General features: G+C 60.7%; 7 protein-coding genes. 4 read left to right on the plus strand and 3 right to left on the minus strand.

All coding sequences use genetic code 11. From position 1 onward, the window contains the following. Positions 1 to 118: 118 nt before the first annotated feature. On the plus strand, positions 119 to 4,072 hold the full coding sequence (gene putA / locus ABVN21_RS21280) for a trifunctional transcriptional regulator/proline dehydrogenase/L-glutamate gamma-semialdehyde dehydrogenase (RefSeq protein ID WP_339555169.1): 3,954 nt from the start codon (positions 119 to 121) through the stop codon (positions 4,070 to 4,072). 239 nt (positions 4,073 to 4,311) lie between these two features. Beyond that, positions 4,312 to 6,114 (plus strand): acyl-CoA dehydrogenase, encoded by a 1,803-nt coding sequence (locus tag ABVN21_RS21285; protein WP_339555168.1) that lies wholly within the window; start codon positions 4,312 to 4,314, stop codon positions 6,112 to 6,114. A 154-nt stretch (positions 6,115 to 6,268) separates the two neighbouring features. Here ABVN21_RS21285 and ABVN21_RS21290 read toward each other — a convergent pair whose 3' ends face one another. From ABVN21_RS21290 to ABVN21_RS21300, 3 genes are all read right to left on the minus strand, one after another. Continuing rightward, positions 6,269 to 8,206, minus strand: coding sequence for a methyl-accepting chemotaxis protein (locus ABVN21_RS21290; protein WP_339555167.1), 1,938 nt, complete (start codon positions 8,204 to 8,206; stop codon positions 6,269 to 6,271). 100 nt (positions 8,207 to 8,306) lie between these two features. Further along, positions 8,307 to 8,609, minus strand: a complete 303-nt coding sequence (locus ABVN21_RS21295) for a cell division protein ZapA (RefSeq protein ID WP_102698611.1) — start codon at positions 8,607 to 8,609, stop codon at positions 8,307 to 8,309. Then, the gene (locus ABVN21_RS21300; protein WP_339555166.1) at positions 8,606 to 8,836 is read right to left on the minus strand and encodes a hypothetical protein; all 231 of its coding nucleotides are present in this window, start codon (positions 8,834 to 8,836) and stop codon (positions 8,606 to 8,608) included. The genes ABVN21_RS21295 and ABVN21_RS21300 overlap by 4 nt, the downstream gene beginning before the upstream one ends. A gap of 275 nt (positions 8,837 to 9,111) precedes the next feature. Here ABVN21_RS21300 and ABVN21_RS21305 point away from each other — a divergent pair, with 275 nt between their 5' ends. Together ABVN21_RS21305 and ABVN21_RS21310 are read left to right on the plus strand one after the other, a co-directional pair. Then, positions 9,112 to 10,737: a methyl-accepting chemotaxis protein gene (locus ABVN21_RS21305; RefSeq protein ID WP_339555165.1), complete on the plus strand. Its 1,626-nt coding sequence runs from the start codon at positions 9,112 to 9,114 to the stop codon at positions 10,735 to 10,737. 228 nt (positions 10,738 to 10,965) lie between these two features. After that, positions 10,966 to 12,708, plus strand: a complete 1,743-nt coding sequence (locus ABVN21_RS21310) for a potassium/proton antiporter (protein WP_339555164.1) — start codon at positions 10,966 to 10,968, stop codon at positions 12,706 to 12,708. Positions 12,709 to 12,734: the final 26 nt, after the last annotated feature.

Consider the following 12,734-nt stretch of genomic DNA (forward strand, 5'->3'; position numbering starts at 1 on the left):
CGAGCTGCGTAATATTCCGACAAAAAAAGGGTTGCACCCGGTTGCACCTCTTTCAGTGCACGGCTAATCTTGCCGCCAGCTGATGCCACGCAGTCGTGGCAAACATGAGGATAAAAACATGGCTACCACCACCCTTGGGGTCAAACTCGATGACCCAACCCGCGAACGCCTCAAGGCTGCCGCGACCTCGATTGATCGCACGCCGCACTGGCTGATCAAGCAGGCAATTTTCAATTACCTGGAAAAACTCGAGGGTGGTGCAACCCTGACCGAACTGAATGGTTTGACCGCCAAAGACGCCGACGACTCGGGCGAAGCCCATGTCGACCACGCGCATCAGTGCTTCCTGGAGTTCGCCGAAAGCATCCTGCCTCAGTCGGTACTGCGTGCTTCGATCACCGCCGCCTATCGTCGCCCGGAGCCAGAAGTCGTTCCGATGCTGATCGAGCAGGCGCGCCTGCCGGCACCGATGGCCGAAGCTACTAACAAACTTGCTGCTTCCATCGCAGAAAAACTGCGAAACCAGAAGAGTGCTGGCGGCCGTGCCGGCATTGTTCAAGGCCTGCTGCAGGAGTTCTCCCTGTCGTCCCAGGAAGGCGTGGCGCTGATGTGCCTGGCCGAAGCGCTGCTGCGCATCCCGGACAAAGGCACCCGTGACGCCCTGATCCGCGACAAGATCAGCACCGGCAACTGGCAGCCGCACTTGGGCAACAGCCCTTCCCTGTTCGTCAACGCTGCGACCTGGGGTCTGCTGCTGACCGGCAAACTGGTCTCGACCCACAACGAATCTGGCCTGACTTCCTCTTTGAGCCGCATCATCGGCAAGAGCGGCGAGCCGATGATCCGCAAGGGCGTCGACATGGCGATGCGCCTGATGGGCGAGCAGTTCGTGACCGGCGAAACCATCGCCGAAGCCCTGGCCAATGCGAGCAAATTCGAAGCCAAGGGCTTCCGCTATTCCTACGACATGCTTGGCGAAGCAGCGCTGACCGAGCACGACGCCCAGAAGTACCTGGCCTCGTACGAACAAGCCATCCACTCGATCGGCAAAGCCTCCCACGGCCGTGGGATTTATGAAGGTCCGGGCATTTCCATCAAGCTGTCGGCCTTGCACCCGCGTTACAGCCGTGCGCAATACGAGCGCGTTATGGACGAGCTGTACCCGCGCCTGCTGTCGCTGACCCTGCTGGCCAAGCAATACGACATCGGCCTGAACATCGATGCCGAAGAAGCCGACCGCCTCGAGCTGTCGCTGGATCTGCTGGAGCGCCTGTGCTTCGAGCCGCAGCTGACCGGCTGGAACGGCATCGGTTTCGTCATCCAGGCTTACCAGAAGCGTTGCCCGTACGTGATCGACTACGTGATCGACCTGGCTCGTCGCAGCCGTCATCGCCTGATGATCCGCCTGGTGAAAGGCGCGTACTGGGACAGCGAAATCAAGCGCGCCCAGGTCGAAGGCCTGGAAGGCTATCCGGTCTACACCCGCAAGGTGTACACCGACGTTTCCTACATCGCTTGCGCACGCAAACTGCTGTCGGTACCGGAAGTCATCTACCCGCAGTTCGCCACGCACAACGCCCACACCCTGTCGGCCATTTACCACATCGCCGGTCAGAACTATTACCCGGGCCAGTACGAGTTCCAGTGCCTGCACGGCATGGGCGAACCGCTGTACGAGCAAGTTGTAGGCAAAGTTTCCGAAGGCAAGCTGAACCGTCCGTGCCGCGTGTACGCACCGGTTGGCACCCACGAAACACTGCTGGCGTATCTGGTACGTCGCCTACTGGAAAACGGCGCGAACACTTCGTTCGTCAACCGTATCGCCGACCAGTCGATCTCCATTCAGGAACTGGTAGCCGATCCGGTAGCCAGCATCGAGCAGATGGCCACGCTGGAAGGCGGCTTCGGCCTGCCACACCCGCGCATTCCAATGCCGCGTGACCTGTACGGTTCGGAACGCGCCAACTCCAGCGGCATCGACATGGCCAACGAACATCGTCTGGCTTCCCTGTCCTGCGCCTTGCTGGCGACCGCTCACAACCACTGGAAAGCCGCGCCGATGCTCGGTTGCGCCTCCAGCACTGAAACGCCTGCGCCAGTACTGAACCCGTCCGATCTGCGTGACGTGGTCGGCCATGTGCAGGAAGCCACCGTCGAAGACGTCGACAACGCCATTCAGTGCGCCCTGAACGCCGCACCGATCTGGCAGGCCACCCCGCCTGCCGAACGCGCCGCGATCCTGGAACGTGCCGCAGATTTGATGGAAGGCGAGATCCAGCCGCTGATGGGCCTGTTGGCTCGCGAGGCCGGCAAGACCTTCGCCAACGCCATCGCCGAAGTGCGTGAAGCCGTGGACTTCCTGCGTTACTACGCGGTGCAGGCACGCAACGATTTCACCAATGACGCTCACCGTCCGCTGGGCCCTGTCGTGTGCATCAGCCCGTGGAACTTCCCGCTGGCGATCTTCAGCGGCCAAGTTGCCGCCGCACTGGCCGCCGGTAACCCGGTACTGGCTAAACCGGCGGAACAAACGCCTCTGGTGGCTGCTCAAGCCGTGCGCCTGCTACTTGAAGCAGGGATTCCGGAAGGCGTGCTGCAATTGCTGCCGGGCCGTGGCGAAACCGTCGGCGCCGGCCTGGTCGGCGACGATCGCGTCAAAGGCGTGATGTTCACCGGCTCCACTGAAGTCGCTCGCTTGCTGCAACGCAACATCGCCGGTCGCCTGGATGCCCAGGGCCGCCCGATCCCGCTGATCGCCGAAACCGGTGGCCAGAACGCGATGATCGTCGACTCCTCGGCTCTGACCGAACAGGTTGTGATCGACGTGGTTTCGTCGGCGTTCGACAGCGCCGGCCAGCGTTGCTCGGCGCTGCGCGTGCTGTGCTTGCAGGAAGATTCCGCCGACCGTGTCATCGAAATGCTCAAGGGCGCCATGGCGGAAAGCCGTCTCGGCAACCCGGAACGTCTGTCCGTGGACATCGGCCCGGTAATCGACGCTGAAGCCAAGGCCGGCATCGAGAAGCACATCCAGGCCATGCGCGACAAAGGTCGCAGCGTGTATCAGGTGGCTATCGCTGATGCTGAAGAAGTCAAACGCGGTACTTTCGTGATGCCAACGCTGATCGAACTGGAAAGCTTCGACGAACTGCAGCGCGAAATCTTCGGCCCAGTGCTGCACGTGGTTCGCTACAAGCGCAAAGACATCGATCAACTGATCGGCCAGATCAACGCTTCCGGCTACGGCCTGACGCTGGGCGTGCACACTCGCATCGACGAGACCATCGCCAAGGTGATCGACAACGTCAATGCCGGTAACGTCTACGTGAACCGCAACATCGTGGGTGCTGTAGTTGGTGTGCAACCGTTCGGTGGCGAGGGCTTGTCGGGTACTGGTCCGAAAGCCGGTGGTCCGCTGTACCTGTACCGCTTGCTGTCGACGCGTCCTACCGATGCAATCGAACAATCCTTCGCTCGCGGTGATGCTGCCGTGGCACCGGACGTTCGCCTGCGTGAAGCCATGAGCAAGCCGCTGACCGCCCTGAAAACCTGGGCCGACAGCAACAAGTTCGCCGACCTGAGCGCCCTGTGCGTGCAGTTCGCCGCGCAATCGCAAAGCGGGATCACCCGCGTTCTGGCTGGCCCGACCGGCGAGCGCAACAGCTATGCGATCCTGCCGCGTGAGCACGTGCTGTGCCTGGCGGAAGTCGAAGGCGACCTGCTGACGCAACTGACGGCGGTATTGGCTGTAGGTGGTTCAGCGGTATGGCCGGAAGCTGACTTGACCAAGGCCTTGTTCGCACGCTTGCCGAAGGAAGTTCAGGCGCGGATCAAGCTGGTTTCCGACTGGAACAAGGACGAAGTGGTGTTTGATGCGGTCCTGCATCACGGCCATTCCGATCAGTTGCGTGCGGTTTGCCAGCAAGTGGCCAAGCGCGCTGGCGCGATTGTCGGGGTTCACGGGCTGTCGCAAGGCGAAACCAACATTGCGCTGGAGCGTCTGGTGATCGAGCGGGCGCTGAGTGTTAACACGGCTGCGGCGGGTGGTAATGCCAGCCTGATGACTATCGGTTAATTTCACCGAACGTCAGTTGCTACAAAAATGGGCGCCCTCATCGGCGCCCATTTTTTTTGCCTTGTAGGAGCCGGCTTGCTGGCGATCGATACAGCACAGTGCGTCTGATGCACCGCCATCGCCAGCAAGCCAGCTCCTACAGGTTGGTGTTTTGCTCTTCCATCACCGAAATCAATCATCCTGTTCAGCCTTCATGCCCACGCCTAGACTCGGCCCATCCCAATAATAGGTAGGCCGCCATGTCCGAGACGCTGCTCAGTTCCCGCAATCTGGCTTTCGAGCTGTATGAAGTCCTCGATGCCGAGGGCCTGACCCAGCGTGAGCGTTTCGCCGAGCACAACCGCGAAACCTTCGATGCCGCCCTTGGCACCGCCCGCAGCATCGCCGAAAAGTTCTTCGCCCCGCACAACCGCAAGGGTGACGAGAACGAGCCGCGCTACGAGGACGGTCAGGCGATTCTGATTCCGGAAGTGAAACCGGCGGTGGATGCCTTCCTTGAAGCCGGTTTCCTCAACGCAGCGCGCAGTTTCGATGCCGGTGGCATGCAACTGCCTACGCTCTTGTCCCAAGCCTGCTTCGCGCATTTCCAGTCGGCCAACGCCGCGTCGACTTCGTACCCGTTCCTGACCATGGGCGCGGCGAACCTGATTGAAAGCTTCGGCACCGACGAGCAGAAACGCCGCTTCCTGCAACCAATGATCGACGGGCGATTCTTCGGCACCATGGCATTGACCGAGCCGCACGCCGGCTCGTCGCTGTCGGATATTCGTACCCGTGCCGAGCCAGCGTCCGACGGCACTTATCGACTCAAGGGCAACAAGATCTTCATTTCCGGCGGCGATCACCCGCTGTCGGAAAACATCGTGCACATGGTGCTGGCCAAGCTGCCGGACGCACCGGCTGGAGTGAAAGGCATTTCGCTGTTTATCGTGCCCAAGTTCCTGGTCAACGATGATGGCAGTCTCGGCAAGCGTAACGATGTGTTGCTGGCCGGGCTGTTCCACAAGATGGGCTGGCGCGGCACCACATCGACAGCGTTGAATTTCGGCGATAACGGCGAGTGTGTCGGTTATCTGGTAGGCAAGCCGCACCATGGCCTGAGCTACATGTTCCAGATGATGAACGAGGCGCGGATCGGCGTCGGCATGGGTGCGGTGATGCTCGGTTACGCCGGTTACCTGTACTCGCTGGAGTACGCCCGCGAGCGTCCGCAGGGTCGCGTGCCAGACAGCAAGGACCCGAACACCGCCCCGGTGGCGATCATTCAGCATGCCGACGTCAAACGCATGCTGCTGACTCAGAAGGCTTACGTCGAAGGCTCGTTCGACCTCGGCTTGTACGCCGCGCGGCTGTTCGATGACACCACCACGCTAGAGACCGAAGCCGAACGCAAGCAGGCCCACGAACTGCTGGACTTGCTGACGCCCATCGTCAAATCCTGGCCGTCGGAGTTTTGCCTGAAGGCCAACGAACTGGCGATCCAGATCCTCGGCGGTCACGGTTACACCCGCGAATACCCGGTGGAACAGTACTACCGCGACAACCGCCTGAACCCGATCCACGAAGGCACCCACGGCATTCAGTCGCTGGACTTGCTTGGGCGCAAACTGGCGCAGAACGGCGGTGCCGGGCTCAAGCAATTGATCCGCCTGATCGCCGTCACTGCCGAGCGTGCGCAAGCGTTTGACTCGCTGACTGCACTGCGTGAACCACTGGAGAAACTGGTGGCGCGCCTGCAAACCGTGACCATTGGCCTGCTGACCGATCTGGCCCAGGGCAAGGTCAACAGTAGCCTGGCGAATTCGGCACTGTACCTGAAGGTGTTCGGGCACACGGTGATTGGCTGGCGCTGGCTGGAACAGGCGATTCGCGCTGAGGAAGGGTTGGCCAAGGGCAATTCGGCGGATGTCAGTTTCTATAAGGGCAAGTTGCAGGCGGCGCGGTATTTCCTGACGTGGGAAGTGCCGGGTTGCCATCATGAACTGGCGATTCTTGAGGCTCGGGATGATGTGTGCCTGAGCATGCAGGATGAATGGTTCTGACGACTGGCAAGTTTTTGTGGCGAGGGAGCTTGCTCCCGCTGGAGTGCGAAGCGCTCCCAAATCCAGCAACCCAGATATGATGCACCGAGTTGCCTGTATTTGCGGCTGCTTCGCAGCCGAGCGGGAGCAAGCTCCCTCGCCACAGAGTGGTCTCTTAACTCAACTTGAACCCACCCATCTGCCGCGCCAGATCATCCGCCAACCGCTGCAACGTCTGGCAATCCTCGCGACAAGCCCTGACCTCCCCCGCCGTCGCCCGGGCCAGATCGGAAATCCCCTGCACGTTGCGGTTGATCTCTTCGGTGACCGCCGACTGCTCTTCCGTCGCCGTCGCCACTTGGTGGTTCATGTCGCTGATGCGCTCGACCTGCCCGGTAATCGCGGTCAAGGACGCTCCGGTGCGCTGACTCGACTCGACCCCCGTGCCGGTGGCCGCTTGCCCCGAATGCATCGATGAAACTGCATTCTCCGCCCCTGCCTTGAGACTGCCGATCATCTGCTGAATCTCATCGGTCGACGATTGCGTGCGTCGCGCCAATGTCCGCACTTCATCGGCCACCACCGCGAACCCGCGCCCCATGTCCCCGGCGCGCGCCGCTTCAATGGCCGCGTTGAGCGCCAGCAAGTTGGTCTGTTCGGAAATTCCGCGAATCACCGCCAGTACCTGATCGATAGACGCGACCTGATTGGCCAACTCACCCACCGCGCCCGCTGCGAGGCCGATTTCATCGGACATGCTTTCTATATGGCGGATCGAACCACCGACCACTTCCCGCGCCTGCATTGCCTCGTCCCGCGCATTTTGCGAGGCGACCGCCGCGTTGCCGGCGTTTTGCGCGATTTCCTGCACGGTCAGGCCCATTTCGTGGACCGCGGTGGCGACCATGTCGGTCATTTCCTGCTGACGTCCGGATCGCTCAGCGGTGTTGTCCACCACCCGTGCGACCTGGCCGACGGCGGTGCGCAAGCGTTCGCTGGTGGTCAGCACTTCCCCGATCATGTCGCGCTGGCTGTCGAGGAACCGATTGAACCCGCGAGCCAGATCACCCAGCTCATCGGCACGACTGGCATCCAGCCGATGGGTCAAATCCCCACCACCGCTACCAATGGCCACCAGCGCCGCTGTTACTTGACGAATCGGGCGCACCAAGCCACGAGCAAGCAAAACCACCAGCAACAGGCACACCAGCGCCACGGCCAGGCCGATGCCGCTGCTCATCCACATGGCGCGTCGGGCTTCGGCATAGATTTGCGACTGCGGCACTTCGGCCACCAGTGTCCAGCCGAGATCTCGCAGAGGCAGGCTTAAGGCGAGAAAGTCTTCGCCATCGCGCACGAAGCTGCTGTTGGTGGCGGTTTTTTGACCCATGACCGATTGTGCCGCCGACGCACCAATCTGCTCGGCCAGGCTGCGTTTGCCGCTGAATTGCGCCTCGGGGTGAACCTGGACCAAACCGTCGGAACGCACGAGATAGACCTTGCCGCGCTCACCGAAACTGAAGTTGTGAATCAGCTCCGACAGCTCTTTCATGCTCAGGCCAAGGCCCGCAACGCCCACGACTTTGCCTGCCTTCTCGACTTTAAGGTCGATGAAAAGCGTCAATTCTCCGGTGGCTGTGTCGGTGTCGATATTGAGGGTGCGCGGCTGGTTGCTGTCGAGGAACGCATAGAACCAGGCGTCTTTCGGATTGGAACGGCTGAGAGTGCGGTCCAGGCCTTTTTCGGTGAAATAGTGGTTGGACGCGGTGCCGACAATCAGCGCGGTAAAAGCTTTGTGTTCGGCGCGGATGCCTTCGAGGTATGTGGTGAATGTTGCGGCCTGGGCACTGTTTTCACCCTCGGCCAGCCAGTCGCGCACCATGCTGTTGCTGGCGATGTCCTTGGCGGCGGTGAGCGGTTGAACGAGGATGCGCTCGATGTCGTTGCGCATCGCTTCGATGCTCGACGGCAGCGCTTGTTCAACCAGATAGCTCTGGGCGAGACGGTTGACCACGAGGGTATAAATGCCAACCACGATCAGGATACTGACCAACAGGGCGGTGCCCATGCTCAGGATCAACTGCCACTGAATACTGCGTCGCCAGAAATGCATGGAGCACCCCCAAAGAATAAGAGGCTGAAACACTGCAACAGCCGTGCCGATTGTATACAGCGCAAACGACAATTTATTCTTTGGTTGTGCGCAAAGCCGATCAGGCCTGATTGATCGTCTTGGAGATCACTTCAACCGTGGCGCTGACTTGCTCTTGGTAACGGTCGAGTTCGAGCTTGTGTTGCTTCTGCATTTCGATCTGCTGCGAACAAAGATTCATCGCGGCCAGTACCAGCAGGCGGTCACCGATCAGCGTCGGGTACTTCCGTTTGGTGTCGGCCAGGGCAGCTTTCAACATCATTGCAGCGTCCAGCAGGGTTTGCTCTTCCCCGGCCGGCGCCTTGATCGAATAGTCCTCCCCCAGGATCGAGACGACTTTTACCCCTGCGGCGTTGTAACTCATGCGCTGACAGGGCCAGCGCTGACGCGCTCAACCAGGGCCTGGATGCGTGCGGCGGTAGCGCCCTGTTTCTCTTCCTGCTCCATCAGGTTCAGTTGCAGGCTTTCGTTTTCATCCTTGGCCTGGGCCAGTTCGGCGCTCAGGGTCTGGTTGGTGCTGACCAACGTCTGGTTCTGTTGCACCAGGTCGCTGACCAGTTGTTCCAATTGGCTTAGGGATGTTTCCAACATTTTGATTTTCCAGGCATTTTCAAAGGGCGCGTACGATAAAGAAAAGTCACCACGGATGCCAGGGTTATCCAGGCGCAAGGCCTTGATTTTGCTGGCGAGTGACCTCCTTCGCGAACTTTAAAGACTGTGATTGACCCATCTGGTTCCTGCACTTCGTCGCCACAGCGTTTATGCGGCAAAAACGCGCAAGCGCTCAAGACTTTAGCCGCATGACCGATAAGCCACTCATACGTCAGCCTCGGCACTGCTCAAGTGCGCTCTTTTCGGTAACCACCATGTCCCTTCGTAATATGAATATCGCCCCGCGAGCGTTCCTCGGTTTTGCCCTGATCGGCGGCTTGATGATGGTGTTGGGGGTGTTTGCCCTGAACCAGATGAGCAAGATTCGCGGCGCTGCCGAAAACATCACCGTCACCAGCGTGCCGAGCATCACGAGCCTCGACGAGTTCACCCAACTGACCCTGCGTCTGCGCGTGTTGTCGTATCGTCTGCTGGTGAACCGCGAGCCAGACATTCAGCAAAAGACCATGGAGTTGCTGGATCTGCGCAATCAACAGATCCGCACCGCCCAGGCCACTTACGAAAAACTGATCAGCAGCCCGCAGGAGCGCGCCGCCTACGATCAATACGTGCAGTTGCTCGCGCAGTACCGCCAGATCGAAGACCGGATGAAGACCCTGTCGCGCAACAATCAGGTCGACGAACTGCGCAGCCTGCTCAACGCCGATTTGCTGAGCAACTCCGAAGCGGTCAACGCGGTGTTGAGCAAGCTGGTGGAGATCAACACCCAGCAGACCCTCGACACCAACCAGCAAGCGGCGGATCAGTACGACTCGGCGTTCAATCTGGTCATTACCCTGCTGGTCATTGCTACCGGCCTGACCGTGCTGTTCGCGTGGTTGCTGACCAACAGCATCACCAAACCGATCGCTAACGCCCTGAGCGCCGCCGAGCAAATCGCCGAAGGCAACCTGACTCGCCCGATCAAGGTCGACGGGGAGGACGAGGCTGGTCGCCTGCTGGCGGCGATGGCGAAGATGCAGGACAAACTGCGCGACACCCTGCAGCGGATTTCCGGTTCGGCAACGCAATTGGCGTCCGCTGCTGAAGAACTCAACAGCGTCACCGACGAAAGCGCCCGTGGCCTGACCCAGCAGAACAACGAAATCGAACAGGCCGCCACGGCGGTCAACGAGATGACCAGCGCCGTGGAAGAAGTCGCGCGCAACGCCGTCAGCACGTCCGAAGCGTCGAAAAACGCCACCACGTCCGCCGGCGACGGTCGTGATCTGGTGCAGGAAACCGTCAGCGCCATCGAACGCATGAGCGCCGATGTTCAGAGCACTGCGACCTTGATTGGCGACCTGGCCAATGAATCCCGTGACATCGGCAAGGTGCTGGATGTCATTCGCGGCCTGGCCGACCAGACCAACCTGCTGGCCTTGAACGCGGCCATTGAAGCCGCGCGGGCCGGTGAAGCGGGTCGCGGGTTTGCGGTGGTGGCGGACGAGGTTCGCGCCTTGGCCCACCGCACCCAGCAGTCCACCAGCGAAATCGAACGCATGATCGGCAGCATTCAGAGCGGCACCGAGCACGCCGTGGATTCGATGCGCAACAGCACCGAGCGCGCCGAGTCGACCCTGAACATCGCCCGTGGCGCCGGGATGTCGCTGGACACCATCAACAGCGCGATTGTCGAAATCAACGAGCGCAACCTGGTGATCGCCAGCGCTGCTGAAGAACAGGCGCAAGTGGCCCGGGAAGTGGATCGCAATCTGGTCAACATTCGGGACTTGTCGGTGCAATCGGCGACGGGTGCCAATCAGACGAGTGCGGCGAGCAGTGAGCTGTCGCGTTTGGCCGTAGACCTGAACACCATGGTTGGGCGGTTTAGCATCTAATCCATAGACGCCCCGATCTGTAGGAGCCGGCTTGCTGGCGATGGCGCCAGTGAAATCGCTATCGCCAGCCACCCGGCTCCTACAAGGATCGCGTAGGGCTGAAAGCGCGCCGGGCTTTTGATCTGCAAAAGCTTTTTGACAGCATCACATTTCAACAGGTTAGAATCGCTGGCACGCAGACTGCATGGTCAGTTTGTGCCCGCCTTTCAGCTTTCTGGAGTACTGCCTTTGAATGCGACGACCATCAACAGCCTGTTCTTGATCGGCGCGTTGCTGGTAGGTGCGAGCATTCTGGTGAGTTCCCTTTCTTCCCGCCTCGGCATCCCGATTCTGGTGATTATCCTGGCCGTGGGCATGGCCGCCGGCGTCGATGGCGGCGGCATTATTTTCGACAACTACCCCACGGCTTATCTGGTCGGCAACCTCGCACTGGCGGTGATCCTGCTCGACGGCGGCTTGCGCACCCGGGTATCGAGTTTCCGCGTGGCGTTATGGCCAGCGTTGTCGCTGGCGACTGTCGGGGTGTTGATTACCACCGGGCTGACCGGCATGGCCGCAGCCTGGTTGTTCGACCTGAATCTGATTCAAGGCTTGTTGATTGGCGCCATTGTCGGTTCCACCGACGCCGCCGCGGTGTTCTCGCTGCTGGGCGGCAAAGGCCTGAACGAACGGGTGACCGCCAGCCTGGAAATCGAATCCGGCAGCAACGACCCCATGGCGGTGTTCCTCACCGTGACCCTGATAGACATGCTTGCCAGCGGCCAGACCGGCCTGCACTGGAGCCTGCTGACTCACCTGCTGCGCGAGTTCGGCATCGGCGGCGTGATTGGCCTGGGCGGTGGCTGGTTGATGCTGCAACTGGTCAACCGCATCAACCTGGCCACCGGCCTCTATCCGATCCTGGTCATCGCCGGCGGCCTGGTGGTGTTCGCGCTGACCAACGCCTTGCATGGCAGCGGCTTCCTGGCGGTGTACTTGTGCGGCCTGGTGATCGGCAATCGCCCGGTGCGCAGCCGACACGGCATCCTGCACATGCTCGACGGCATGGCCTGGCTCGCACAGATCGGCATGTTTCTGGTGTTGGGCCTGCTGGTCACGCCTCACGACTTGCTGCCGATTGCCCTGCCGGCTCTCGCCCTGGCGCTGTGGATGATTCTGTTTGCCCGGCCACTGTCGGTGATCGTTGGCCTGTTGCCGTTCAAGGCGTTCCACGGCCGCGAGAAGGTCTTCATTTCCTGGGTCGGCTTGCGCGGCGCAGTCCCGATCATTCTGGCGGTGTTCCCGCTGATGGCTGGCCTGCCCAATGCCCAGCTCTACTTCAACCTTGCCTTCTTTATCGTGCTGGTTTCGCTGCTGGTGCAGGGCACGAGCCTGCCGTGGGTGGCAAAGCTTTTGAAAGTGACCGTTCCGCCAGAGCCTGCGCCGATCTCTCGCTCCGCCCTCGAAGTCCACGTCACCAGCGAGTGGGAGCTGTTCGTTTATCGCCTCGGCGCGGAAAAATGGTGCATCGGCTCGCCCCTTCGCGAACTGAAAATGCCCGAAGGCACACGCATCGCGGCACTGTTTCGTGGCCAGCAACTGCTCCATCCGTCGGGTAGTACGGTGCTCGAAGTGGACGATTTGCTCTGCGTAATCGGCCATGAACACAACCTTCCTGCACTTGGAAAACTGTTCAGCCAGGCACCGCAACGCGGCCTCGACTTGCGCTTCTTCGGCGACTTCGTACTCGAAGGAGACGCCCAACTGGCCGCGGTTGCTGCCCTGTACGGGTTGAAGGTCGAAGGCATCGATCCGGAGATGTCCCTGGGCAAGTTCATTGCCCAGAAAGTGGGGGGCGCACCGGTGGTTGGCGACCAGGTGGAATGGAACAACACCATCTGGACCGTCGCGGTCATGGACGGGAACAAGATCGGCAAAGTGGGCGTCAGATTCCCCGAAGGAAGTCGCCCGGGCCCCGGGCTCTTCCTCTAAACTCCATTCTTCGCCTCGTATCTGAT

The sequence above is a fragment of the Pseudomonas sp. MYb327 genome (assembly GCF_040438925.1).
Taxonomy (GTDB): Bacteria; Pseudomonadota; Gammaproteobacteria; order Pseudomonadales; family Pseudomonadaceae; genus Aquipseudomonas.